General features: G+C 63.0%; 23 protein-coding genes. 9 read left to right on the forward strand and 14 right to left on the reverse strand.

Annotated elements, in window-relative coordinates; translation table 11 throughout:
- Positions 1–740: HNH endonuclease signature motif containing protein (locus QRN54_RS14420; RefSeq protein ID WP_285182323.1), on the forward strand; the 740-nt coding region annotated here is incomplete at its 5' end.
- An 88-nt stretch (positions 741–828) separates the two neighbouring features.
- Here QRN54_RS14420 and QRN54_RS14425 read toward each other — a convergent pair.
- Positions 829–1,761 (reverse strand): oxygenase MpaB family protein, encoded by a 933-nt coding sequence (locus QRN54_RS14425; protein WP_192712899.1) that lies wholly within the window; start codon positions 1,759–1,761, stop codon positions 829–831.
- A gap of 1 nt (position 1,762) precedes the next feature.
- Positions 1,763–3,544 (reverse strand): acyl-CoA dehydrogenase family protein, encoded by a 1,782-nt coding sequence (locus tag QRN54_RS14430; protein ID WP_285182324.1) that lies wholly within the window; start codon positions 3,542–3,544, stop codon positions 1,763–1,765.
- Between the two features lie 149 nt (positions 3,545–3,693).
- Here QRN54_RS14430 and QRN54_RS14435 point away from each other — a divergent pair, with 149 nt between their 5' ends.
- Together QRN54_RS14435 and QRN54_RS14440 are read left to right on the forward strand one after the other, a co-directional pair.
- The gene (locus tag QRN54_RS14435; protein WP_007731498.1) at positions 3,694–4,344 is read left to right on the forward strand and encodes a TetR/AcrR family transcriptional regulator; all 651 of its coding nucleotides are present in this window, start codon (positions 3,694–3,696) and stop codon (positions 4,342–4,344) included.
- 43 nt (positions 4,345–4,387) lie between these two features.
- Positions 4,388–4,729, forward strand: a complete 342-nt coding sequence (locus QRN54_RS14440; protein ID WP_003943507.1) for an Imm51 family immunity protein — start codon at positions 4,388–4,390, stop codon at positions 4,727–4,729.
- A gap of 62 nt (positions 4,730–4,791) precedes the next feature.
- On the opposite strand, the gene QRN54_RS14445 is transcribed toward QRN54_RS14440, so the two are convergent.
- From QRN54_RS14445 to QRN54_RS14460, 4 genes are read right to left on the reverse strand one after another with little or no spacing between them, the layout of a single operon-like run.
- Positions 4,792–5,826 carry an aspartate-semialdehyde dehydrogenase gene (locus tag QRN54_RS14445; RefSeq protein WP_042447794.1) on the reverse strand — a complete coding sequence of 345 codons (1,035 nt, stop codon included), beginning with the start codon at positions 5,824–5,826 and terminating at the stop codon, positions 4,792–4,794.
- Between the two features lie 6 nt (positions 5,827–5,832).
- The gene (locus tag QRN54_RS14450; RefSeq protein WP_003943494.1) at positions 5,833–7,098 is read right to left on the reverse strand and encodes an aspartate kinase; all 1,266 of its coding nucleotides are present in this window, start codon (positions 7,096–7,098) and stop codon (positions 5,833–5,835) included.
- A gap of 49 nt (positions 7,099–7,147) precedes the next feature.
- Positions 7,148–8,101, reverse strand: coding sequence for a hypothetical protein (locus tag QRN54_RS14455; protein ID WP_285182325.1), 954 nt, complete (start codon positions 8,099–8,101; stop codon positions 7,148–7,150).
- The gene (locus tag QRN54_RS14460; RefSeq protein ID WP_003943492.1) at positions 8,101–8,466 is read right to left on the reverse strand and encodes a DUF8021 domain-containing protein; all 366 of its coding nucleotides are present in this window, start codon (positions 8,464–8,466) and stop codon (positions 8,101–8,103) included. The genes QRN54_RS14455 and QRN54_RS14460 overlap by 1 nt, the downstream gene beginning before the upstream one ends.
- A gap of 270 nt (positions 8,467–8,736) precedes the next feature.
- Between QRN54_RS14460 and leuA the strand changes: the two genes are divergently transcribed.
- Entirely contained in the window at positions 8,737–10,545 is a 1,809-nt protein-coding gene (gene leuA, locus QRN54_RS14465) for a 2-isopropylmalate synthase (RefSeq protein ID WP_003943488.1), read from the forward strand.
- Positions 10,546–10,785: 240 nt separating this feature from the next.
- Positions 10,786–11,163 carry a PLDc N-terminal domain-containing protein gene (locus QRN54_RS14470; RefSeq protein WP_003943489.1) on the forward strand — a complete coding sequence of 126 codons (378 nt, stop codon included), beginning with the start codon at positions 10,786–10,788 and terminating at the stop codon, positions 11,161–11,163.
- Between the two features lie 162 nt (positions 11,164–11,325).
- On the opposite strand, the gene QRN54_RS14475 is transcribed toward QRN54_RS14470, so the two are convergent.
- Positions 11,326–12,219 (reverse strand): LysR family transcriptional regulator, encoded by an 894-nt coding sequence (locus tag QRN54_RS14475; protein ID WP_003943476.1) that lies wholly within the window; start codon positions 12,217–12,219, stop codon positions 11,326–11,328.
- A gap of 89 nt (positions 12,220–12,308) precedes the next feature.
- On the opposite strand from QRN54_RS14475, the gene QRN54_RS14480 reads away from it, so the two are divergent.
- The 4 genes from QRN54_RS14480 to QRN54_RS14495 are packed head-to-tail and all read left to right on the forward strand — an operon-like array spanning position 12,309 to position 16,995.
- On the forward strand, positions 12,309–13,250 hold the full coding sequence (locus QRN54_RS14480; protein WP_003943484.1) for an EamA family transporter: 942 nt from the start codon (positions 12,309–12,311) through the stop codon (positions 13,248–13,250).
- 25 nt (positions 13,251–13,275) lie between these two features.
- Positions 13,276–14,529: a Mur ligase family protein gene (locus QRN54_RS14485; RefSeq protein WP_003943457.1), complete on the forward strand. Its 1,254-nt coding sequence runs from the start codon at positions 13,276–13,278 to the stop codon at positions 14,527–14,529.
- Positions 14,522–15,235: a type 1 glutamine amidotransferase gene (locus tag QRN54_RS14490; protein ID WP_007731510.1), complete on the forward strand. Its 714-nt coding sequence runs from the start codon at positions 14,522–14,524 to the stop codon at positions 15,233–15,235. The genes QRN54_RS14485 and QRN54_RS14490 overlap by 8 nt, the downstream gene beginning before the upstream one ends.
- A gap of 59 nt (positions 15,236–15,294) precedes the next feature.
- On the forward strand, positions 15,295–16,995 hold the full coding sequence (locus QRN54_RS14495; protein ID WP_285182326.1) for a vWA domain-containing protein: 1,701 nt from the start codon (positions 15,295–15,297) through the stop codon (positions 16,993–16,995).
- A 4-nt stretch (positions 16,996–16,999) separates the two neighbouring features.
- Here QRN54_RS14495 and QRN54_RS14500 read toward each other — a convergent pair whose 3' ends face one another.
- The 7 genes from QRN54_RS14500 to QRN54_RS14530 form a co-directional block, all read right to left on the reverse strand.
- On the reverse strand, positions 17,000–18,163 hold the full coding sequence (locus tag QRN54_RS14500; RefSeq protein WP_073512828.1) for a low temperature requirement protein A: 1,164 nt from the start codon (positions 18,161–18,163) through the stop codon (positions 17,000–17,002).
- 66 nt (positions 18,164–18,229) lie between these two features.
- Entirely contained in the window at positions 18,230–19,357 is a 1,128-nt protein-coding gene (locus QRN54_RS14505) for an acyl-CoA dehydrogenase family protein (protein ID WP_073512829.1), read from the reverse strand.
- A gap of 1 nt (position 19,358) precedes the next feature.
- Positions 19,359–20,564 (reverse strand): acyl-CoA dehydrogenase family protein, encoded by a 1,206-nt coding sequence (locus QRN54_RS14510; RefSeq protein WP_285182327.1) that lies wholly within the window; start codon positions 20,562–20,564, stop codon positions 19,359–19,361.
- 17 nt (positions 20,565–20,581) lie between these two features.
- Positions 20,582–22,792, reverse strand: a complete 2,211-nt coding sequence (locus QRN54_RS14515) for an acyl-CoA dehydrogenase family protein (RefSeq protein WP_285182328.1) — start codon at positions 22,790–22,792, stop codon at positions 20,582–20,584.
- 27 nt (positions 22,793–22,819) lie between these two features.
- Positions 22,820–23,950 carry a steroid 3-ketoacyl-CoA thiolase gene (locus QRN54_RS14520; RefSeq protein ID WP_007731522.1) on the reverse strand — a complete coding sequence of 377 codons (1,131 nt, stop codon included), beginning with the start codon at positions 23,948–23,950 and terminating at the stop codon, positions 22,820–22,822.
- A complete protein-coding gene (locus QRN54_RS14525) occupies positions 23,947–24,801 on the reverse strand; it encodes an SDR family NAD(P)-dependent oxidoreductase (protein ID WP_073512831.1) in 855 nt (284 codons plus the stop codon). Before QRN54_RS14525 ends, QRN54_RS14520 begins: the two co-directional genes overlap by 4 nt.
- 1 nt (position 24,802) lies before the next feature.
- Entirely contained in the window at positions 24,803–26,011 is a 1,209-nt protein-coding gene (locus tag QRN54_RS14530; protein ID WP_073512832.1) for a DegT/DnrJ/EryC1/StrS family aminotransferase, read from the reverse strand.
- Positions 26,012–26,042 lie beyond the last annotated feature (31 nt).

The following is a 26,042-nucleotide window of genomic DNA, read 5'->3' on the forward strand; positions in this document are numbered from 1 at the left end:
TGGTGGTGCGCGGCGATTTCGACGCCCTCACCGGCGAAATGCTGCTCTCCGCGTTGTCGAATCTGACGATGCCCACCCCGGCACCGGACGGAACCCCCGACGCCCGGTCGGCAGCGAAGCGGACCGCGGACGGGTTCACCGAACTGATCCGCCGGTACCTCGACTGCGCCAAAACCGGCAAAGACGGTGGCCAACGTCCGCACGTGAACGTGCACATCAATGCCCATGATCTCGCTGAGCATCGAGACTGCGCCGCCACACCCTCCACTGCTGATGGTGAAGAGTCTCTGTCGGATCTTGATGTCGGGCACATGCCCTGGCTCGGGCCACTCTCGGTGTCGCAGACCAGGCTTCTCGGGTGTGATTGTTTCCTGTCGACCGTTCTGCTCGACGATCACGGCGCGCCCTTGGATGCGCAACCAGGAAAGAGGTTGGTCACCGCCGAACAACGCGTCGCCCTCATCGCCCGAGACAAAGGCTGCGCCTTCCCGGGCTGCACATGCGTGCCCGCCTGGACTGATGCGCACCATATCCGGCACTGGGCCAACGGTGGCCCGACGGTGATGAACAACCTGGTCCTGCTGTGCCGTTCACACCACCGACTGATGCACCGAAAATCAGGGTTCGTCGGGAAATGGGAAATCCGAATAGGAGTCGACAACAAACCCTGGTTCATTCCCCCGCCCTCGATCGACCCCGGGCAGCAACCGCGCCCGGCGAACACCACATTCAAAACCTGAGAACGAACCTCAGGCACAACAGAACACGGCCGAGCACCGCATCGAAGGGATCCCCCCGATGCGGTGCCAACAGGCCGTGGCGAACCCGTCAGACGGCCTGCGCAACCTTGGCGGCTCGCGGGAATCGCTCCCGAATCTCCGCTGGCGTGACAACTCTCGGGTCCAGGGGTTGCTCGTCACGCAGGTGGCGCTCCAACACCTTGCCCGTCATCGGCGCAATGACTTTCAGAGCAGTGGTCATGTTCTTCGGTGAACTACCCAACCGGACTGCCGTTCGCACCGCGGGCGCAATTGCTCTGTCCAACAACGCTGGCTGATCGAACCCACCCATCGTTCGCATCCAGCCGGGCAAAGTCGCGATAGTGGCCGGCGCGACCAATCGGCTGAATGTCGCGAACTTCGTCTTCCCCTGCGCTCTCGGTGTTCTCAACAAGTAGTGCATCGCCCGGTTGGCACGCTCGGAGGTACACAATCTGGGCCTGACTTCAGCGAAGTACTCACGTACCTCGTCTCGGGAGCGTGGAACGTCGGAGGTCTTGCATGTCTGTAGTTCGGCAGCGATCACGCATTCTTCCCAGTACCGCTGCTCTTCGACAGCTGAAAGCGGGCCCGGCCCATACATCTCGTAGCACTTGAGCACCGAATGCCAACCCGTCACGTGGATCCAGAGTTGTGACGCCGGATTGTTTGCGCTGTAACGAGTTCCGGTGATCGGTTCGATGCCCGCAGCCTGAGCATGAACTGTCATGAGGTGGTCGGACAGCGCCAGTGCTGTCCGCCCGTCGGCAGTGGCGACGGTCAGGAAGTACGCCAAGGTTCGGTCGAGTCGCCCGGCCGGATCGCTGTAAATCCCGCTCATGTCTGCCACTGCGGCAGCCAAGAAGGGGTCGAAGTGCTCGAGCACCACCGACCGCTGGAACCCGATCAGCGCTGTCGGCGCGGCCCAGATCTTCCAACTGGGTGATCCTGGGCCGAAGAAGCCGTAATCCTCACGCGGTCGATTCATCGTCAGTTCAGACATTTCATTCCTCCCCGTTCGTTGAGCCGGCACCGTTCATTTCGTAGGCACCAGACAAGGCGACTACTTGCTGCCAGACGTACTCGAATCGCTCCGCCGCGAACGTGGGGCGCCGAATAGATGCGAGTGCCAACCGTTGCTGATCTTCACTGGCGCTGGGTTTTCCGTACAACTCCACCGCTGCAGCACTGAAGTCGCGTACCAGGACATCGAAGATCTGATCCAGCACCCCACCGCTCCGCTGTCCCTCGTCCAATCCCAAGATCTCGGCTTGTTCGAGGATCAGCTGGCCGTAGACGACGAGGGTGAAGAGTTCGGTGATCGCAAGGCCGAAGTCCAAGTCGACCTGCTGCGCCGCATCCGGTGCAGCTTCGGCTAGAAGGGTCACGAGCGCTTCTGCCTGCTCCACGAACAGTGCAACGTTGGGAACATCCGCAAACTTCGCGTACACCGCTCGCCAGTCGTCGAATCGAACCTTGGACAACCCCCGTGCCGGGCCCTGACGGAACAGGAACTCGTCGTCGGCTGCGTCGTTACGCGTCGGAATCGCCGGAAATGACTCGGGGGCAAAGAGGTACGCCGGCATGAACTTGGCGATCAGGGCGAGATTGACGGCGACGGTCCCCTCGAGCTTGGGCAGCCCGTCGACATCCATCTTGGCCACCGCGAGGTAGCTGTCCTTCTCGAAGCCCTTTGCCGCAGCGATGTCGGAGAGCAGTCCGATCACCTTCTGTGCCTCGGTTGTCACCTTCATCTTGGTGACGGGATTGAACAAGAGGTAGCGGCGGTCCTCGGGCGATGCGGTGCGGAAGTAGTCCACCGCACGATCCGAGAAGAGCCTCATCGCCAGCAGGCGCGCGTACGCGTCGACGAATTCACGTCGTACGTGTGGGAACGCCGTGACGGGATTGCCGAACAGGATTCGATTGTGCGCGTGGGTAATCGTCTCGTACAAGGCATGAGTCGACATACCGATTCCGCCGAAGCACAGGTTGAACTTTCCGATGTTCACGGTGTTGAGTGCGGCACTGAATGCTGCCTCGCCGGTATGCAGGATATCCTCTGCCGCAACGGGATAGTCGACGAGTGAGAACTCCGCTACGTACATCTGGGCCGGAACGATGTTCTTCACCACGGTGAATGCCGGATGGTCCGAGTCGGCGTAAAAGAAGACGTACTGATCAGTGCCCTCCACTCCGTCGACACGGCCGAAGACAGAGACCGTGTTGGCGCAGTTGCCATTTCCGATGTAGTACTTCGAACCGCTGGCCAGGTACCCGCCGCTGCCGTTGGGCGTCAAGACCATGTCCGTGGAGTAGACGTCCGCGCCATGCTCTTTCTCGGACAGTCCGAATGCCGCAACGCCTCCGGAAGCCAAAGCGGAAGCTGCTCGCGCCCTTGCCGTCTCGTTGTCGCTCTGCCACACCGGCCCGAGGCCGAGGATGGTCACCTGCCACGGGTACCAGTAGTTGAGTCCGTAGAAGCCGAGGATCTCGGACAGTGCGGCGATACGACTGGTATCCCAGCGCTTGTCGGAGTCGCCACCACCGTCGCGGGCGGGCGTCAGAAATGTGGCGAACAGGCCTTCCTTTGCCGCGAAGTCGAGGAAGTCGGAGTAGAAGATCTTGTCGTGATAGTCGGCCAGGAGTCGATTCTTTCCACGCGCCTCGAACCAGTCGACGGTCGCGCCCAGCAGTCTCCGCGTGGTCGCGTCGAACTCCGGCCGATCGTACGTGGAGGGATGGAGCAGCAGATCATTCGGCACTAAAGAGGTCGACGCTGTCATAGCGGTTGTTCTCCTCGAGATCTCGGCAGAGGCGCCTCACTGAGCACCATTCGAATACAACGCCACCGTAACAATTGCAGACGATGAATACAACGGTTGCGTATTATTCACGAAGAAGTGGCAGGCAGATTAGGGTGAGAGCGGAGGTGATGCACACGATGACCAGGTCACAAGCTGACGCAACGGATACACCGCGGCGCAAGTACGCCCCTCGCATGGCGCCCGAGCAACGTCGCGAGCAGCTCCTCGACGCAGCATTCGAGGTCACCGGCCGCGTTGGCCTGCACAACCTCAGCATGGAATCCGTCGCTGCCGAAGCCGGTGTCGGCAAGCCCGTCCTCTACACGATTTTCGATACCAGGACCGATCTCGTCGCTGCACTGCTGCGCCGCGAGCACGAGCGAGCCATCGCTCAGGTGCTCGAAACCATGCCGACAGATCTGAGCGAACTCGGCCCAGCGGCGTCGTACACCGGGACCGTCGGCGCCTTCGTCGACGCCGTACTGGAGAACCCGACGCGCTGGCGCCTGATTCTGACGTCTGTCGAGAACGCCCCCAGCGAGTATCACGGCTTGTTGAAGCTCTCTCGCGGAGCTGTCTTCGCCCGCGCCGAAGAACTGGCCCGCGCCGGGATTGCCCTCGAGTCGAAGCTCGAAGGCCTTGATCCGGTTCTCCTCGCACACACCATGATGTCGTTCGCCGAAATGCTCGGACGACTGGCCGTCAGTGATCCCGAAACCTATACCCGAGAACGACTTTCCAGTTTTGCCGTGGCTCTCGCACAATCGGTCGGGCGTTAGCGGCCGACTGAAACCTGTCGGTCGGATCTGCTTCAATACACGCATGACATCACCATCGATCGAACCGCTACAGCTTTTCGAAACGTCTCCGGGCAACTGGTCACTGATGCTCACCGACCAGCATTTCGGCAAGGTGGCATCGATATTCGAGCAGGTAGAGGGTTTCGAAGGCTCCGGTTACGACTGGGCGTCGGTCGCCCACGCAGTGGTAGGCCGCGATGCACCGCATCTGGAGGGCCGCTTCGGCACCGATCCCGAAGCGGGCATGTTTGTTGCGTACGGCAGCGACAACGGAGCTCTCGGTGAGCTCGGAGCGCTACTCGCCAAAGCGTATTCGGATGCCGAGTACCTCGGTGGCCTGGTCGCCATTTCCGAACTCGACTAGAGCGCCTGTCGAAACGACACCGGCCCCACACCTAGGTGCGGGGCCGGTACCGAACGAAAGATCTAGCCGACCAACAGCTCGGCAATCTGAATCGTGTTGAGCGCGGCACCCTTACGCAGGTTGTCGCCCGAAACGAAGAGCGCGAGTCCGCGTCCCTCCGGGACACCCGGATCCTGACGGATACGACCGACCAGCGACGCGTTACCACCGGCAGCGGCCAGCGGCGTCGGAACCTCGACCAGCTCGACGCCCGGAGCGTCGGCGAGGATCTCCTTGGCGCGAGCAACCGAGAGCGGGTTGGCGAACTCTGCGTTGATCGCGAGCGAGTGCCCGGTCACGACGGGAACGCGCACGCACGTACCCGAAACCAACAGATCGGGAAGTCCGAGGATCTTGCGGCTCTCGTTGCGGAGCTTCTGATCCTCGTCGGTCTCGCCGCTTCCGTCGTCGACCAGCGAACCTGCGAGAGGCAGGACGTTGAACGCGATGGGGGCGACGTAGTTGTTCGGGGCCGGGAAGTCGACGGCACTGCCGTCGTGAACCAGCTTCTCCGCGTCTCCGACTACGGCGCGCACCTGGCCGAGGAGTTCCTCGACGCCGGCGATGCCGCTACCGGACACGGCCTGGTAGCTGGAGACGATCAGACGCTGCAGACCGGCTTCATCGTGCAGAACCTTCAGCACCGGCATCGCTGCCATGGTGGTGCAGTTGGGGTTCGCGATAATGCCCTTGACCAGGTTCTTCGTGTCCTGCGGGTTGACCTCGCTGACCACGAGGGGAACCTCGGGATCCTTGCGCCATGCCGAAGAGTTGTCGACAACGGTCGCGCCGGCAGCAGCGAAGCGCGGAGCCTGGGCGCGCGAGAGCGTCGCACCGGCTGAGAACAGGGCGATGTCGATGCCCTTCAGGTCCTCATCCGATGTGGCGGCCGCATCCTCGACGATGATCTCTTCGCCGCGGAAGGGCAGCTTCTTACCGGCGGAGCGTGCAGATGCGAAGAACCGCACCTTGTCCGCGGGGAAGTTCCGCTCTTCGAGCAAAGTGCGCATGACGATGCCGACCTGACCGGTCGCACCGACAACAGCGATAGTCGTCATGAGAAATTACCGTCCCGTTCCAGCGTGTACTACTGCTTCTTCTTCGCCACCGAGCCCGAAAGCGTCGTGGATGACACGTACAGCGTCGTCCAATTCGGTGTCCTTGACCAGCACTGAGATGCGGATCTCAGAGGTCGAGATGAGGTCGATGTTGATGTCTGCCTTGGCCAGCGCCTCGCAGAACGTGGCGGTGACGCCCGGGTGGCTCCGCATTCCGGCGCCGACCAGGGAAACCTTGCCGATGTGGTCGTCGAACAAGATCTGCGTGAAGCCGATGTCTTCCTGACGCTTGGTCAGGATCTCGACGGCGCGGGGGCCGTCGGCCGTCGGAAGCGTGAAGGTGATGTCCGTCTTGTTGGTCTCCACCTTGGAGATGTTCTGCAGCACCATGTCGATGTTGATCTCGGCATCGGAGACTGCGCGGAACACCTTGGCAGCGTGTCCCGGTGTGTCCGGCAATCCGACAACGGTGATCTTGGCTTCGCCGCGATCGTGCGCGACTCCGGTGATCAGGGCCTCTTCCACAGGAATGTCCTCCATCGATCCGGACACGATTGTTCCGGGCTTGGTGGTGTATGACGAACGGACGTGCACAGGCACGTTGTAACGACGGGCGTACTCGACGCACCGGAGCATGAGCACCTTCGCACCACACGCTGCGAGTTCGAGCATTTCCTCGAAGGAAACCGTCTCGAGGCGGTGAGCGTCGGGGACGATGCGCGGATCGGCGGAGAAAACGCCGTCGACGTCGGTGTAGATCTCGCAGACGTCAGCGTTGAGTGCAGCTGCCAACGCCACGGCAGTGGTGTCCGAGCCACCGCGTCCGAGCGTCGTGATGTCCTTGCTGTCCTGGCTGACGCCTTGGAATCCGGCGACCAGAACGATCGAGCCTTCGTCCAGCGCAGTGCGAACACGGCCCGGCGTGACGTCGATGATCTTGGCGTTTCCGTGGCTGCCGGTCGTGATGACTCCGGCTTGTGAGCCCGAGAACGAACGAGCTTCGGCGCCGAGGGAGTGAATTGCCATCGCTACCAAGGAGTTGGAGATGCGCTCACCCGAGGTCAGCAGCATGTCCATTTCACGGGCCGGCGGGGAAGGGCACACCTGCTGAGCCAGATCGAGCAGCTCATCGGTGGTATCGCCCATCGCTGACACCACGACGACGACATCATTGCCGGCCTTCTTGGTCTCGACGATCCGTTCAGCGACTCGTCGGATGCGCTCGGCGGTTGCCACCGAGGATCCGCCGTACTTCTGGACGACGAGAGCCACGCGTTTCTACCTCCAGGTCGAAATTGTTTACAGATACCAGAGGTCGAGCTTACCGAGGTGGTCCTGGGACTTCCCGATGCGTACTGCTGTTCGCCTCAGATCCGCGCGGGATCAGTTGCGAGATCCGCGATCGCATCAACGTCGCAGAACGCGAGCCACCGGCAACGTAACCGACCACCGTGACGGCAACTCCGCAGGCGAGAAGCACGCGGATACTGCTGACCAGCGAAACTGCCAGCGCGTCGTACACCGCGACTGCCGCCTCAGATGACGGTATGTCTGAATTCTGTAAATAGACTCGCCGCACGACGGCCAGCGCCACCAACAGGGCGATCATCGCCACCGCCGTCGCCAGCCCGACCAGGGACAGTGCGCGCATTCGCCTCGGCCCAACTGCGACGGCCGCGATCGCACAGGCCAGCGACACCCACGGCAGCCAGGCCGCTGCCCGGTCGAGAGTGTTCGAGAGGTCCTGGGCCCGCACCAGCTCGTCGGACTGCAGGATCTCGAACTGCGGATCGAACGTCGGAAGACGATCGACGACGGTGAATCCGCGATCGCGGAGGTTCGTCCGCAGTTCTGTCATGATCGGCTCGAGGGACAAGGTGACTGTTCCGCTGTCGTCGGACCGAACGATGCCATCGGTGGCTCTGCCGGTCACCATCGCAGCAAGTTGCGCGTGCGCCTGACGGTTGGCCGCGGTCCAGAGCGTCGCGAACTGGTCGCTGGAGACCAACGACTGAGCCGCCTCCCGAACAAGTTTCTCGGCTTGTCTCGTCACCACCTGCGGAAACCGGTCCAACCGCTGCGTCAGTTCCTCGGTCAGCCGATCAACGACAGCCGCTTGGACAGCAGGTTCGGAAGCCAACGGGGCAACCGTCTCGACGTAACTGTCGGTGTCGTTCACCTGGGTGTGGACGAACAGCGCGAGCACCGAGCCGGCAGCACCGAGACCAGCGAGAACGATCAGCAGTGAACAGACGATCCAGCGGATCGAGCGCATCACGTGTGCTTGGCGCGCGCCGGTCGAATCTTCGCGGTGATGTGGTGAATGCGGTGATCGTCAGCGGGTATCCGGAAGGTCTCGGTGACCCGAACGGTCATCAGGTTCCGCCCGAACAACCCGGCGTCGAGGAGGTAGTCAGCCGTCAGGTCGTCCCCGTCGACCGTCCACTCCACCTCACGAATGTCGCGGATCACGCGATACTGAGGACCTCCGGAAAGGCTGCGCCGCAAATGATTCCCCGAAAATCCGGTCTTGAGCCCGACCTCGTGGCGTACCGCGTCCGGAGCCAGCGGTACGGAACTGCCATCGTGACTGCGGAGCGCGTCGAGGTACGTGCTCGCCACGGCGATTCGGGGATCCATGGACGACAGTCCACCATTTTCGGGGCCGAAACGGCAGCACAATTCGGCGACAAATTGGACATGAGGGCGAACCCCACCGATTTCTCGCGAAATCCAGGAGTAGAGTGCTGTGCATGCAGCGCGCACTCCTTCTTGGTTGCCGCGACGGGGTCTGATCCAGACTGGCCTCCCGCCGCGGGGTTTTTGTGCGCCGGTCGACCAAGCCTTCCGGACTCATGGTCTTGACCAACAGGTCAACAGGCCGGGTCCACAATCCTGGAGATCACACCCATGTCCCCCGCTGACGCATTCACCACCGGCACTCGCACCATCACCCCGCCCACGAAGCCGGCACCGTCCGACCAGCCTGCGTGGAACACGCAGAAGAACTCGTCGATGCCGACGTTCCGCTACCGCCCGTTCGCCGAAGAGGTCGAGACGGTCACGCTGCCCGACCGCACCTGGCCGGACAAGATCATCGACCGAGCACCCCAGTGGTGTGCCGTTGACCTGCGCGACGGCAACCAGGCGCTGATCGATCCGATGAGCCCGGCGCGCAAGCGTCGTATGTTCGATCTCCTGGTTCGTATGGGCTACAAGGAGATCGAGGTCGGCTTCCCGTCCGCGAGCCAGACGGACTTCGATTTCGTTCGCGAGATCATCGAGGACGGCGCCATCCCGTCCGACGTCACCATCCAGGTGCTGACGCAGTCGCGTCCCGAGCTGATCAAGCGCACGTTCGAGGCCTGTGAAGGTGCCGAGAACGCGATCGTGCACTTCTACAACTCCACCTCGATTCTGCAGCGCCGCGTCGTGTTCCGCGCCGACAAGGACACGATCAAGAAGATCGCCACCGACGCCGCCGAACTGGTCCTCGCCGAGTCGAAGAAGTACCCGGACACGAACTGGCGCTGGGAATACTCGCCCGAGTCCTACACCGGCACCGAGCTCGAGTACGCCAAGGAAGTATGTGACGCCGTCACCGAAACCCTGGGTGCGACGCCGGCCAACCCGGTCATCCTGAACCTGCCCGCCACCGTCGAGATGGCTACACCCAACGTGTATGCCGACTCCATCGAGTGGATGCACCGCAACCTGGCCCGCCGCGATTCGGTCATCCTGTCGCTGCACCCCCACAACGACCGCGGCACGGGTGTCGCTGCAGCCGAGCTGGGCTACCAGGCCGGCGCGGACCGCATCGAAGGCTGCCTGTTCGGCAACGGTGAGCGCACCGGCAACGTCTGCCTGGTCACTCTCGCTCTGAACATGTTCACGCGCGGCGTCGACCCGCAGATCGATTTCTCGAACATCGACGAGATCCGTCGCACGGTCGAGTACTGCAACCAGCTGCCCGTCCACGAGCGTCATCCGTACGGCGGCGACCTGGTCTACACCGCGTTCTCCGGCAGCCACCAGGACGCGATCAACAAGGGCCTCGACGCCATGAAGGTCGACGCCGACAGCCAGAACTCCGACGTCGACGACATTCTCTGGCAGGTCCCCTACCTGCCGATCGACCCGAAGGACGTCGGCCGCAGCTACGAGGCCGTCATCCGTGTGAACTCGCAGTCCGGCAAGGGCGGCGTCGCATACATCATGAAGGCCGATCACGGTCTGGTGCTGCCGCGTCGTCTGCAGGTCGAGTTCTCGCAGTCGGTCCAGAAGATCACCGACGGCGAGGGCGGCGAGGTCTCGCCGAAGGAAATGTGGGATGTCTTCCACGAGGAGTACCTCGCTCCCATCACCCCGCTCGAGCGCATGAAGCAGAAGGTCACCGCGTCCGAGGAGGACGGCGGCACCGATGCGATCACCGCGATCGTCAAGGTGAACGGCAAGGAGCAGGAGATCTCGGGTACCGGCAACGGCCCGCTCGCTGCCTTCGTCGACGCGCTGGGAAGCATCAACTTCGACGTTCGTGTCCTCGACTACTCCGAGCACGCGATGTCCGCCGGTGACGACGCCCAGGCCGCGGCCTACGTCGAGTGCGCCGTGACGGGCCCGGAGGGTCAGAGCACCGTCGTCTGGGGTGTGGGTATCGCCACGTCGATCACGACGGCCTCGCTGCGCGCTGTGGTCTCGGCAGTGAACCGCGCCAGCTGACACTCAGCTCCCGACTCGTGAACAATCCCTGGTCTCACCCGATTTTCGGGTGGGGCCAGGGTCGTTTTCAGAGCACTGAAGATTTTCGGTCGATGTTTTCGATTCGGCATGACATTGGTCCCGAAAGAGTCGGTTAGCGAAGTTAACAAAAAGAATTCACCCATCGAGGATGATGCAGACGCCCCGTGCGCGTGAGATAGTCAGCTCAGACAAATCCGACTTGTGAAATGGAGCTCGACAATGGATTCCTTTTGGGACTTCCTCTGGCTGATCATCATCAGCTTCGCGTTCATCGCGTACTTGATCCTGCTCTTCTCGATCATCACCGACCTGTTCCGCGATCACAAGACCTCTGGCTGGGTGAAGGCAATCTGGATCGTCTTCCTGTTCTTCATTCCGCTGCTCACCTCGCTCGTCTACCTGATCGTTCGCAGTGACGGAATGGCACAGCGGTCCCTCGAGGCTGCGCAGCAGGTCAAGAACGCGCAGGACAGCTACATTCGTGAGGTTGCCGGAAAGTCCCCGGCCGAATCCATCGCAGATGCAAAGGCACTTCTCGACGCCGGCACCATCAGTGAAGAAGAATTCGCAGCACTGAAGGCCAAGGCTCTCGCCTGATACCGGCCCTCACTAAGCGACCCTCACTAAACCGTGAGGATTGCACTACCGAAACGGGAGCGACACTAATCGTGTCGCTCCCGTTTTGTGTTCATTCACCAACAGCTGCCCATTCACCGACAGCCGTTCATTCACCAACGGCCCTTCATTCACCGACGGCCTTCATTCACCGACAGCACGCGCGACGTCACGAAAGGCGTCGAGCACGACTCCGATAGCCGGACTGCGGTTGGCGTGTAACCGAGTTGCCAATTCATAAACTCGTGCAGCGCGCACTCCCGCCACCGGTTTCCTCGAAACTCCGGGATGCGTGATCGCGTATCGCGGCATCAAAGCCACGCCGTGGCCCGCCGCCACCAGCTCTTCGATGACGCGGAAATCGTTTATCCGATGAGCGACGCGAGGCTGGACGCCGGTTACCGACGCAACCGACAGCAGAACGTCGTCGACCGGAAACCCGCCGCGCACGCTTATCCAGTTCTCGTCGGCCAATTGTTCCAGCCGGACCGAATCCTGCTCGGCGAGTGGATGATCAGGCCGCAGCACCAGATCGATCGGTTCACGCATCAGCGGTTGCACGCTGACCCGGGGAAACGACGTCTCGGCTCCGCGTTCGTCACGGTGAGTGAGGATCACATCGTGATCGGCCAACAGCCCAGGGACGGCCGACGCCGGTTTGTCGACGTCGTAGGCGTCGATGTCCACGTCCGAGTTCTTCAGCGCCGTCAGGACACCGGGCAGCAGGAGCGCCGCGCCGGAGGGAAAGAACGCGACTCGCACCTTTCCCCGCGGCGAGCCTCGGTACGACGCCATCTCGTCCGCCGCCCGGTCTAGCGCCGCCACCACGTCGTCGGCGCGAAGCACCAGCGCTCTGCCCGCGTCGGTGAGGCGCAGCGTGCGCCCGTCCGGTTCGAGGAGCGAGACCCCCGCTTCTCGTCCGAGGATCTTGAGTTGTTGCGAGACGGCGGACGGCGTCATCGAGAGGGCGAGAGCAGTAGCGCCGACGGTTCCTCGGTCGGCGAGCTCGCGGAGGATTCGCAGGCGCGTGGCATCCATACGGTGACGAATATCCATGTAGCAAAACTACATGGATAGTGCATCTATATTCGCTTGTTCTGATGCTTCGTACGGCTCACGATTAACGCATGACTCCCCGCGACCGTCTCCTCGGCCTGACCGTGATCGTCTTGTGGGGTCTGAACTTCCTGGCCATTCGCGTCGGCCTGGATCATTTCCCGCCGTTCTTCTTCGCAGCGCTGCGGTTTCTGATCATCGCGATTCCGGTGGTCATCTTCGTGCCGCGTCCACAGGTGCCGCTCCGCTGGCTGCTGCTCTACGGATTCGGTTTCGGATTCGGCCAGTTCGTCTTCCTCTTCTGGGCGATGCATTCGGGGATGCCGACGGGCCTTGCATCACTTGTCCTGCAGTCGTCAGCACCGTTCACCGTCCTACTCGGCGCTTTCCTGCTCCGCGAGAAGCTCAGCGTCTGGCAGGTCTCCGGTATCGCCGTCGCCGTTGGCGGGATGTCCTTGATCGGCTGGGACCGCTCGCACCACGCGGCACTGCTGCCCGTCGTCCTCACACTCCTCGGCGGCCTGTCCTGGGCGTTCGGCAATCTCGGCAGCCGCTTGGCTGCGGCGAACACCGTCGGCGAGCCTGCACCGATGCGCTTGATGTTGTGGATGTGTGTCATCCCGCCGTTACCGATGCTCGCACTGTCAGCCGTGGTCGAAGGCCCCACAGTCGGCTGGCACGCACTCGGCACCGCATTCAGCGCCGACGCCTGGCCGTCGCTGGTCGGACTGGCCTACATTATTCTGCTCGGCACCATCGCCGGATCCGGGCTCTGGACGATGCTCATGGGCCGCTATCCCGCCGGCATGGTGGCGCCGCTCTCCTTGCTGGTGCCAGTCGTGGGAATCGGCGCGTCCTGGCTGTTCCTGCACGAGGATCCGAGCCCGTTGTCACTGGTCGGGGCGGTCATCGTGATCGCCGGAGCGAGTGCCGCACAGATGAGGCGTAAGCCCGCGAACACTGTTTTCTCGGACACACCTGCAGCCTCACCACCGGCGCGACTCGGCGTCTGACGACGCCCTGTGCCAAACTCGGGCCGTGGGAACTGGACTATCGATCACAGCGCGCGGAAAGCTCGCCATGCGAGCTGCCGCAGCAGCATCTTGGGCATCGCAGAAGGCCGGTCGCGGCAAGGGTTCGATGATCGGCGGGCTGATCGCCCTCAAGATCGACCCGACGCTCATGACTCAGCTCGGACGCGGCAAGCGCACCGTCGTGGTCACCGGCACCAACGGCAAGTCGACGACCACACGTATGACCGCCGCAGCGCTCGCGACACTCGGTGACGTCGCCACGCAGGCCGACGGCGCCAACATGGATGCCGGGATCGTGGCCGCCCTGGCCGCGCGTACCGATGCGACGCTGGCGGCACTCGAGGTCGACGAACTGCACGTCCCCCACGTAGCCGACGCCGTGAACCCGGAAGTGATCGTGCTGCTGAATCTCAGCCGCGATCAGCTCGACCGGGTCGGCGAGATCAACATGATCGAACGGAAACTGCGCGCGTGCGTCAACGCGCATCCGAATGCGGTGATCGTCGCCAACTGCGACGACGTACTGGTCACCTCCGTGGCATACGACGCCACCAACGTCGTGTGGGTTGCTGCCGGCGGCGGTTGGGCCGGCGATTCCGTCAGCTGCCCGCGCACCGGCGAACCCATCGTGTGGGAGGGAAAGCACTGGCGCAGTACCGGTTCCGACTTCGCGCGGCCCGAGCCGACCTGGTGGCTCGACGACGACAATCTCTACGGCCCCGACGGCCTGAAGATTCCGATGACGTTGACCCTCCCCGGAAAAGCCAACCGCGGCAACGCAGCTCAGGCCGTAGCGGCTGCAGCGGCTTTGGGTGCAGATCCGGTCGGGGCAGTTGCCGCCGCATCGACGGTTCAAGAAGTCGCAGGTCGATACAGCACCGTCGAGGTCGGACCGCACTCCGTTCACATGCTGCTCGCGAAGAATCCCGCCGGCTGGCAGGAAGCGCTGTCGATGATCGATCCCACGGTGGACGGTCTGGTCATCGCGGTGAACGGTCAGGTGCCGGACGGCGAGGACCTCTCCTGGCTGTGGGACGTGAAGTTCGAGCACTTCGAAGGTGTCAAGGTAGTGGCCGCCGGTGAACGCGGAACAGATCTGGCAGTTCGCCTCACGTACGCGGGCGTCGAGCACACTCTCGACCCGGACCCGTTGCGCGCCATCGCTTCCTGCCCTCCCGGACGTGTGGAGGTACTGGCGAACTACACGGCCTTCCGTGACCTCAACACTGCCATCGCGAAGGAGTCTCGCAATGTCTGACTCGACAGTTCGCATCGGTCTGGTACTCCCCGACGTCATGGGCACCTACGGCGACGGCGGCAATGCCCTGATCCTGCGTCAGCGTCTGCGGATGCGCGGCTACGACGCCGAAATCGTGGACATCACCCTCAGCGATCCGGTCCCCGATTCGCTCGACGTGTACACGTTGGGTGGCGCCGAGGATTCCGCTCAGCGCCTCGCAACGCGTCACCTCGCGAAATACCCTGGTCTGCAACGCGCCGCAGAGCGTGGCGCACCGGTTCTGGCGATCTGCGCTGCCATTCAGGTGCTCGGCAACTGGTACGAAACCTCCAGCGGCGAACGCGTCGACGGTGTCTCGATGCTCGACGTCACGACCTCGCCGCAGGAGAAGCGTTCCATCGGCGAAGTCATCACGAAGCCGCTGATCGACGGACTCACCGCGCCCCTCTCAGGTTTCGAGAATCACCGCGGCGGAACAACTCTGGGTAGCTCAGCCTCTGGATTCGCACGTGTCACCCATGGTGTCGGAAACGGCGTCGGCGACGGATTCGAAGGCGTCGTGCAGGGTTCGGTGATCGGGACGTACATGCACGGACCCGCTTTGGCTCGCAACCCCGAACTCGCGGACCTCCTGCTCATGCGCGCCTTGGGTGTGAACGAGCTTGAACCCCTGCATCTGCCCGAGGTCGACAAGCTCCGCAAGGAGCGACTCGCGATTCGCTGAGCCAGTGTCGTCCGTTCGGACGACTGGTGACCGGCCACGTCAGCTCGTAGCCTCGTTCCATGCGTCTTCGTGTGGCGATCTGTATTGCGGCGACTGCGATCATTGCCGTCGGGTGTTCGACGCAGGGCAGTGGCGGGCCCAAAGAAGCAGGCGGGACCCAGCAGGTAAGTGTCACTGCTGATCCGGCTTCAGAAGCGAGCGCAACGGCGCCTACCGTCATCGTGCTGGACGCCTCGGGGTCGATGAAGCAGGACGACGCTCCCGGTCCTCGAATCGATGCCGCCAAGAACGCGATTCACACTCTCGTCAGTGGCCTCCCAGACGATGCTGCGCTCGGTCTGATCGCGTACGGCACCGCCACGGGTAGCAGCGACGCCGAGAAGGTCGCGGGTTGCCGCGACATCAAGACCGTCGTGCCACTCGGACCACTCGATCGAAATGCATTCGCAGCGGGAATCGACGGGCTGTCCGCGTCGGGATACACGCCGATCATGGCTGCGCTTCAACAAGCCGCCGCCGCACTCCCCGCCGATGGTGAGCGCACGATCATCCTCGTCTCCGACGGGGAGGACACCTGCTCGACCGAACCTCCGTGTGAGTCCACCCAAGCGATGCCCCACGATCCTGACCTGACCATCCACACCATCGGATTCAAGCTCGACGCCGCTGCGTCCGCCCAGCTGAAGTGCATCGCCGACGCAACCGGGGGCATGGCGATCGACGCTGCCAACGCGGCGCAACTCACCGCACGACTGGCGGTTGCCTCGGATCCCGAATCCGCACGGGAGCGACTCTCCACCAGCGGCTTCCGCAACCTTCGGATCGGCATGACGGAGGAGGAAACGCGGAAAGCCGCCGGCGACCTTGCGCCGGTATCGAAGACCGGAACAGTGGTCGTCCAATGGCAGGACTGCGAATTGACCTTCACCGACGGCGTTCTCGTCGAAATCGCGCCCCGGACCGGCGCTGCCACACTGGACGGACTGACCGTCGGCCAGAAGATGCAGCGTGCCGCCGAACTTTACGGTCCCTTCACTGCCACACCCAATTCCGACGGGGAATCGGTCGCAGTCTTTCCGGCCGACACCGAAGCGGGAACCGGCTATCGCATCACCTTCACACCCGAAGGCAAGAAGGCGGATGAGGGAACGATCATCCGCATAGTCCTCTGCCGATGCTTGCCTGCGACTGCGGGATCATCGGCAGGCGGTACCCCGACCGAGATCGTGAATCTTGTTGCCGTCGACGGTTCCGGCAAACCCACATCCGGTTGGAGCGTCCAAACGCCGGCCATGAAGATCAGCGAGTGCTACGCAGCATCACAGTCGGCTGTCACGCCGGGAGTCATCACCTGCGGAATCACCGCTGACGGCGCGGACGCGTGTTGGGTCGGCCCGGAGCCCGATTCGATTCTCTGCCTGCAATTTCCCTGGGGAACAGAACTGATCACCGCTCGAGGCGTGGACGGCGTCGAGGCCTATCCGCCGCCCGCCGACCCGACTCCCTTCGGGCTCGAACTCGAGAACGGCCTCCTCTGCCGCGTCCGGCACGGCGGTTCGTGGCCCTCTCCCGAATCGAACCCAAGCCTGGCGGGCGCCTACTCCTGCCGAGGGCAAGGGACGGATACCCCCATCGTGTGGTCCGAAAGCAGCTATCCGATAGATCGTTCCGAAGATCGGTGGACCGTGCTGGTCGGACCGTCGAAGGGACCGTTGGAAACCGTCGCCGTCACCAAGGCGATATTCCTTGCCGCCGAATGAGCGCTCAGACGGTTTCGGATTTGCCCTCGGTCAGAATCAGTTCCACGGCCAACAGCGCGGCGCAGGCCAGTCCCGCGACCAGTTCGGGCACCGCGGTGTAGGTACCACCGAGCACGACGACTATCGCGACCGAGAACGGCACGAGGGTGCGTACCGAGGAGTCGTGTAGTCGAATGTGGATGAACCACAAGGCGGCAAGGATGACCGCGACCGGAACGGTGACGGCAGCACCCGTCACCAACGCGCTGCCGTCACCGTGATGAGTCCAGAAGTCGACGCGCGAGGCCAACCCCGCACCGATGGCGGCAGCGGCGGCGAAGATGAAGTAGTGACCGAACCCCCAGACGAAGGGTGAGACGTTGTCACCGCCGATCACTTCGCCTGCATTGCGTTGGAAGTACAACCACCACAGGCTGAAGACAATCAGAATGCCGCCGATCACGACGTAGGTGACCTGCGCTGCCGGATGCTCACCGTCCACGGCGTCCTGAATCGCGATGGTGGTCGAAAGGATCGTCTCGCCCAGAACGATGATGAAGAACAACGAGTACCGCTCCGCGATGTGATGCGGGTGCCACGGCGTCATGCCCGGCTTCTCCGACCAGATCGGTACCGCGAATTCGCACAGAACCAACACCAGGAACGTCGGGACGTAAACGGCGGACGGCACGAAGTAGAAACCGATCCAACCGATCTGGACCAACACGATTCCGAGAGCGTATCGACGCGCCGTGAGCGCATGCTCGGGGTCGTTCCGCGAGACCCTGAGCCATTGGATGACCAGGGCTATTCGCATGATGACGTAGCCGACGATGATCAGCAGGGCGTCGTCGTTGAAGAAGCGGACGATGCCGGCTGCAAGGACCAGCGATCCGAGGATCTGGAATATGGTCAGCAGCCGGGCGATTCCGTCGTCGTTGTCGTACGCCGAGGTGAACCACGTGAAATTCAGCCACGTCCACCAGATCGCGAAAAAAGCCATCGCGAAGTGCCCGACGCCCGAAGCCAAGTGCCCTTCGCTGATCGCGTGGTGCAGGCCGGTGGCCGCTTGAGCGACCGCCACGACGAAACAGAGGTCGGTGAGCAGTTCGAGCGGCGTCGCCACCCGGTGCGGCTCGTGCGGGTCCCGCGGAACCAACGGCCTGATGAACGAACTGGTGCGATTCACGAAGGGCAGAGTAGCGCGATGATTGCCGACGCGCTGCCCGTGACTGGAACCTGTCGTCTCAGATATTCACGCCGACGCCCCGATCTGGGCTCGGATCTCCAACTGATCGGCGAGTTCGGCGCCTATCGCCCCCGCGCTCCCCAAAGTGAAGGCGATCTGCCGTCCCCACAGGAAATAGCGGTGAATCGGATAGTCGACATCCGCGCCGATTCCGCCGTGCATGTGCTGGGTCGCGTGCACCACGCGCAAACCGCCGCGCGACGCCCACCATTTGGCGACCAGCGCCGCCGCTTCCGCTTCACTCTCGACTCCGCTGTCCATCAGCCAGGCAGCGCGGTGGGTGGTCAATCTTGTGCTCTCGGTGTCGAGGTACGCGTCGGCGGCCCGGACGGCAACTGCCTGGTTGGTCGAGAGTGGACGACCGAATTGCACTCGCTCGGAGGTGTATTTCGCCGTCATCGCCAGCGCTTCCTCGCAGACGCCGGTAGCCAGGGCCGCAAGAGCCACCCGTGCACGTCGTAACGTCCAGTCTCGAACCACCGCGCCGTCCGCGGGAAGTGCGTCAGCTGCAGTAACCGCAACCCCGTCGAACTGCACAGCGCTGTTGCTCTCGCGGTTCGTCACAGCAAGCGGTGTACGCACCAGCGCATCCCGGTCCGTCGGCACGATCATGACGCTGACACTGCCGTCCGGCATCGTCACCGGAACCACCAGCGCGGCCGCGAACTCGGCGGCCGGTACGGAGTCGACGCGGCCTGACAGAACCCAACCGTCAGGCGCCGGCTCGGCGCGAACCGCCGTCTCGGCGTTGTAGCCGGTGTCGAAGGCGCCGGTGACGATCACCGAGCCGTCGAGCAGTCCCGGAAGCCACGACGCTTTCTGCTCCTTACTGCCGAACTCGGCAATCGGCAGCGCTGCCGTCGAAATCACCGACCAGAGCGGCACCTGGGCGACCCGGCGGCCTTGTTGTTCGAGCACCGCTGCCAGGCCTAGCATTCCGAGTCCCGCTCCCCCGACCTCCTCTGGCAGAGCAATCCCCAGAACGTCGGAATCGGCGAGGAGCTTCCACAGTTCGGCGTCGAAACCGCCGGCGCCCTCCACTTCCCGCAGGCGGTCCACTCCGGACTTCGCCGAGAAGATCGATTCACTCAGATCCCGCACGGCGGACAAGTTGTCGTCGAATTCGAATTCCATGTCAGCTCTTTTCGTTCTGTGCAGCGGGCCGGCGACGCGCAGCAAGCGCCATGCCCAGACATTTTGCGGCGACAATTTCACGCATCACTTCGTTGGTTCCACCGCCGAAGGTGTTGTTCTGGGCGCGTCGACCCAGGTTCTCGACCCGCCCTTCCAGTACCGCTCCGGGTGTGCCGGGGCGCAGTAAGCCCTTGGCGCCCAGCACTTCCTGCAGCATGCCGTACGCACTGACGACGGCTTCGGTACCGAAGATCTTGGCCGCGGTCGAATCCCCGCCGCCCAAGGTGTTGGCGGCGACGTCCGCCACCAGTCGTAGGTTCATCAGGTCGGCAGCACTGAGCAGCGCGTAGACTTCCGCCAATTTCTCACGTACCCAGCCGATGTCGTAGACGTGGCCGTCACCGGCGGGTTCGGTCTTTGCCCATTCGACCACCTCGGCAAAGAGCTCGTTGGCTATACCACCGCGTGCCGCCAGGGCAACACGTTCGTGGTTGAGCTGGTTGGTGATGAGCTTCCACCCTTGATTGAGCTCACCGACGACATTGGTGATCGGCACCCGAACATCTTCGTAATAGGTTGCCGAAGTGCTGATTCCGCCCACGGTGTGAATTTCGGTGACCGAGAACCCCGGCGAATTGGTCGGCACCAGGACCACGGAAATGCCCTGATGCGTAGGCGCGTCGGGATCGGTGCGAACGGCAAGCCAGACCCAGTCGGCAAACACACCGGCGCTGGTGAAGATCTTGTTGCCGTTGATGACAAGCTCGTCACCCTCGATGCGGGCGCGTGTTTCGAGGGCCGCGAGATCGGTGCCCGCATTGGGTTCGGTGTAGCCGATGGCAAAGATCAATTCGCCCGCCAGGATCGGACGCAGGAAGAAGTCCTTCTGAGCTTGCGTCCCGTGCTTGATCAGAGCGGGTCCGACGGTGTTCAGCGTGACCAGCGACAGCGGCGCATTGGCGCGAATCACTTCGTCGTAGAACACGTACAGAGCTTCGGGGTTCTCGCCCCGACCGCCGAATTCCTCCGGCCACCCCAAGCCCAGCCAACCGTCTTTACCCATTCGGCGCAGAATGCGATCGAAGACGGGGCCGCCTTCGGTCTGATCCACGAGAGCACGGCGGTCTTCGTCGTTGATGATCTCCGCGAAGTACGCCCGCAATTCCTTGCGCAGAGTCTTCGACTCCTCCGACAAATCCAAGTACATGGTGAAACTCCTAAGATCTACGAACGCGGCAGGCCGAGTACGCGCTGCGCGATGACGTTGAGTTGAATTTCGACGGTTCCGCCGCCGAACAGAATCGAGGGAAGTCCGATGTGGTCTATCGCGTAATTCGCCGACGGGTCGACAACGGCGGCACGAGGTCCGAGCAGTCGCAACAGATCCCGCGAGCCCTCACGCTGCGCCAGGGCGTTGTACACCTTCGACACGCTGATCTCGGAGCCCGGTTCCTGACCCGCCAGTCGCGCCGACACCCCGCGTAGATTCATCGCGGACAGTGCCAACTCACGAGAGATACTGCGGCCGAGGCCCTCCACTGCGTCTTCGCGAGGGCAGTCGTGGCTCGCGTCGGCGATAACCTGACGGAACAGCCGACTCGAACCGTGGTGCAGCGTGCTGCCCATACTCAGGCGTTCGTTGGACAGCGTTGTCGCAGCAAGCTTCCACCCTTGCCCCGGCTCCGCCACCAGGCAGTCGTCCGGGACGAAGACGTCGTCGAGGAATACCTCGTTGAACTCCGACTTACCGGTGGCTTGTTTCAGCGGACGTACGTCGATGCCTTTCGAGGTCATGTCGACCAGGAAGTACGACAGCCCACGATGTTTCGGAGCGTCGGCGTCCGAACGCGCCAGGCATACTCCCCAATCGGCCTCGTGCGCGCCCGAGTTCCACACTTTCTGACCCGACAGGACCCAGCCACCGTCGACCTTGCGCGCTTTCGTGCTCAGACCGGCCAGGTCTGATCCCGCGCCAGGCTCACTGAACAGCTGGCACCAGATGATGTCGGCGCGCAGCGAAGGCTCGACGAACCTGTCCTGCTGCTCGGCGTTGCCGTGTTCGAGAATCGTGGGCAGCACCCATTCCCCGATCACCGTGGACGGTTGAGCCCAACCTCGCATCGCGAATTCGTGTGCGATGACGGCCTGTTCTCTCGGTCCTGCTCCCAGCCCGTACGGCGCCCGATAGTGTGGGGCTACCAGTTTGGCGTCGGCAAATCGGGCGCGTCGAGCGCTCCCCTTGGCCGGCGCCCAACTGGCGCTGGTGGTTCCGTCGTCGGGCAGCAGCGCAACCTCGTCCAGAACCCTGCGAACCTGCTCTCGTAGTTCAGGCAGCATGTCCGGGTCTATAAAGGAGAAATCCCGTTCCGAATCGGCGGACCGGTCTCCCAACGTGTGTGCCCACTTCACCTCGGAACCCGCCACCGCAGCGATACTGATTGCCCGGCGCCAGTACAGATGCGCGTCATGCTCCCAAGTGAATCCGATTCCGCCGAGCAACGTGACACATTCGAGGGCGTTCTCGATGCCGACGGGCAAAGCGGCCAACGCAGCTTGAGCCGAGACAAGTCTGTGCTGATCCTCGCCGTGCTCTTCGGACCGAGCTGCGTCCCACGCTGCGGCACAGGCAATCTCGGAGCGGACCAGCATCATGGCCGCCTTGTGCTGAACTGCCTGGAAGCTTCCGACCGGACGGCCGAACTGCTGCCGGGACTTCACGTAGTCGACCGCGGTGCGTAGCGCCCACCCGGCGATACCGCTCGCCTCCGCAGCCAACACCGTGTTGACGATCAGTTCGACTCGGTGCGCCTGGAGACCCTCGACGATCAGCCCAGCGTCGACCTTGTGATCGGTCAACGTCAGCGTCCCGATCGAGCGTGTCAGATCCACTCCGTCTTCGACCTCCACCGCAGCGGAAGACGACTGCTCGAGCCGGAACCACAACTCGCCGTCTTCGCTGTTCGCTTGCACGAGAACGACATCGACTCCGGGTAGACCTAGAGCCGGGTCGGCAGAGCCGCTCACGGTCCACCCTGCATCGCTGCGAGCCGCGCGCAATCCCACGCCGGTACAGACTGCTCCGGTTGCGCCGGTGGCCAATTCGATCAGCATTGATTCCGCAGCCGGGCCGGCAGCTGTTGCGAGGATCCCACTGGCGATGACCGTCGGAACGTACGGTCCCGGGTAAAGCGCATCACCCAATTGCTCGACTACCACCGCCAGTTCGGCAAGACCTGCCCCGTCACCGCCGTACTGCTCCGGCAGGTGCACTGCGTGCAGTCCCTGACGGACCAATCCATCCCACGAGTCCGGCCGATCACCGGCGGCGTACCGCTTGACGTTGCTGCGCGTGTCGGCGATCCCACCGAAGCGGTTCGCGAATGCGGCTACCGCTTCCGCCAGGTCACGGTGATCTTCGAGCAGGGGCAGTGCCATGGCAGGTTCCTCAATCTTCGGTTCTTGTCAGATGCGTTCGAGAATCAGGCAGGTTGTTGCGGCGGACGCGCAGATCGCGATCAGTGCGATGGACTTGTCCCGACGCTCCAGTTCGTCGATGACATTGGCCAACAGTCTGATTCCGGTTGCACCGGCCGGGTGGCCCAGCGCGATTGCACCACCGTTGACGTTCAGCAATTCGGGATCGACGCCGTGAACCTGCGCGAACGACATCGGTACCGAAGCAAATGCCTCGTTGACCTCGAACAGGTCGATGTCGTCGATCGTCAGACCGGTGCGGCCGAGCACGATGTTTGCCGCGTCCACGGGACCGTCGAGCATGAACTCGATGTCTCCGCCGATGACGCACTGCGCCAATATCTTTGCCCGCGGCCGCACCCCGAGCATCCTGGCTCGATCCTCGGACATCAGCAGAGCGGCACTCGCACCGTCCGAGACCTGCGAAGACGTTCCAGCGGTGTGCAATCCGCCCTCTTGAACGGTCCGCAGTTTCGCGAGTCCTTCGAGACTCGATTCGCGCAGACCCTGATCCCGATGAACCGGAGCGTCAGAGCCCGGAGCGACCACATCGATGATGTGCGAGTCGAAGCGTCCTGCCTCCCATGCTGCTGCGGCTCGCTGCTGCGAGCGCAGCCCGAAGGAGTCGAGATCCTCGCGGCTGAAACCGCGCTTGACAGCAATCCGATCCGCTGCGGTGTACTGGTCGACGGTATCGAGTGACCACGACTCCGGACGTGGTGTTCCGAGGCCGGTACCCACCTTGTAGGTGAGTGGTGCCCGCGACATCAGTTCCACACCGCACGCCACACCCACGTCGACTGCACCGATGGCAATCTGCCCGGCAATCAACTGCACCGATTGCTGCGCGGTTCCGCACTGCGCGTCGATCGTGGTGCAGCCCGCTTCCAACGGAAGGCCCGCATGCATCCAGGACGTACGCACGATGTTTCCGAACTGCTCACCGAGAGGCGTCACACAGCCGCCGATGACCTGGTCGACCGCGCCAGGATCCACGCCCACCCGATCCAGCACGCCTTTCTGCGCATAACCCAACAGTTCCGCCGCGTGGACTCCGGACAGCCAACCCTCACGCTTGCCGAACGGCGTTCGTGCTGCGTCCACGATGACGGGCTTCATGCCAACTCCTCGGTTCGTAATGCCGGGTTCTCCGGTAATGCTGCGCCGTCCAGACCACGCACGGTCAGGGACCACTCGTCGATCAGGTCCAAGCTGACGCTCGAGCGCGCGGTGAACTCGGTGTCGCAATCACACAGCGCTGTGACCGCTTCCACCATTTCTTCCATAGATTCGACCTGATCCGGCCGGATAGTCTCACCGACCAGGACTCTGGCGCCCTCACTGAGCACCGCTGCCCGCGGTTGAACCGTGTTGACGCGAACCCCCTGGCCGTAGAGTTCCACGCCCATGCCGTTGCTCATCCTGTTGAGCGCTGCTTTGGACGCGCCGTACACGGTCATGGCAGTTCCCGGTTCGACCCACGTGAACGGCGGGCCATGCCACGGTTTGACGGTGCCACTGGACACGTTCACGATCCAGCCGTATCCGTTTGCCACCATCCCCGGCACCACGGCTTGCATCAGATCGAGCGGTGCATGGACATTTGCCTCGAACATCAACCGTCGCCGCCGCAGTGGGTAATCCGAGAGCGGCTGATAGATCGCCGCTGCCGCGTTGTTCACCAGGATGTCGATCGTCCCGCCAAGCTTCTCGATCGCCAGCGGCACAACGATGTCGCGCTGCTGCTCGTCCGTCAGATCTGCGACAACTATCTCGACTTTGTTTCCGTACTTGGCAATTCGAGCCGCAGTCTCTTCGAGACTGCCCGGCAGGGTTGCGTGTGCACCGAGCGTCCGGGCCACGAGAGCGACGTCAGCGCCTTCCGCTGCCAGCCTCTCTGCGACGCCTGCACCGATTCCGCGGCTGGAACCGGTGACAAGCGCTCGGCGTCCTTCGAAGCGATCGGTCATGCTACTTCCACTTCGCGGCGAAGCGATTGATGCTCTCCGCAATCCGAGCAACTTCGTCGTCACGCAAACCGTGGCTCATGCCGAGTGTCATGCCGCGGGCAAAAACTGCGTCCGCTTCCGGCAAACCTTCGGCCGGCTGGCGAAATTCGATGTTGTTCATCATGGGGTGACGAGTGACGTTGCCGCTCCACACGGTTCGGGTGTCGATGCCGTCGGCCTCGATGGCTTCCTGCAGGTCGCTGCGCGTGAAGGGGGCGTTCTCGTTGATCATCACCGGGTAACACAGCCACGCCGTGTCGAGACCGTCGAGTTCTACCGGCGTCGTGAAGAATTCAGGATGGGCGCCGTATGCCGCCGTGAAGGCCGCAAATGTTGCCTTACGCGTCTTGTAGTTCTGTTCCAGCTTGTCGAGCTGCACGACGCCGTAAGCTGCGCCGAGTTCGGAGGGCTCGAAGTTCCACGACATGAGCTCGAAGATGAAGTCGTTGTCGTAGTCGACGCCGTCGAGTTCTTCACGGAAGACTCGGCCGGACTTGGTACTGCCGAACAGGTTCGGCTCGCTACGACGGCCCCAGCGGCGAAGCAGCAAAGCCTTGTCACGGCTGGCTTCGTCGTCGACGCACACCATTCCACCGGTTCCCGCGCACGTGATGATGTGTGCCATCGAGAAACTGGTGACGACGATGTCCGCCCGAGACCCGGTGGGAGTACCGCGGAGCGTGGCACCGATCGCGTCACACGAATCCTCGATCACCTTGAGTCCATGGCGATCAGCGATATCACGAATGACGTCCCAGTCCGGGCAGTTGCCGGCCAGGTTCGGCATCAGGATGGCACCGGTCTTCGCGGTGACCATGGCTTCGATCTTGGTGACGTCGACGTTGAACGTGTTGGGTTCCACGTCCACGAACACCGGCACCAGACCGGCACGCACGATCGGTGCGATGTCGGTGGAGAACGTCAACGGCGACGTGATGATCTCACTGCCGGCAGGCAGTCCGAGCAGCTCGACTGCCAAGTACAAACCCGAGGATCCCGAGTTGCACATGACGCCGAACTTCTTGCCGGCCAAGGCCGCGATACGTTCTTCCATCTCGAAGACGTTCTTGCCGATGCGCAATCCTTGATGCCCGCTGCGCAAGACGTCGACAACCGCCTGTATTTCTTCCTCGCCGTGGGTGGCCCTGGCGTAGGTGATCCGCTCGCTCATCTTGTTCCTGCTTTCTCGAATAGGCGGCAGA

This window comes from Rhodococcus sp. MEB032, assembly GCF_030208925.1.
Classification (GTDB): Bacteria; Actinomycetota; Actinomycetes; order Mycobacteriales; family Mycobacteriaceae; genus Rhodococcus_F; species Rhodococcus_F qingshengii.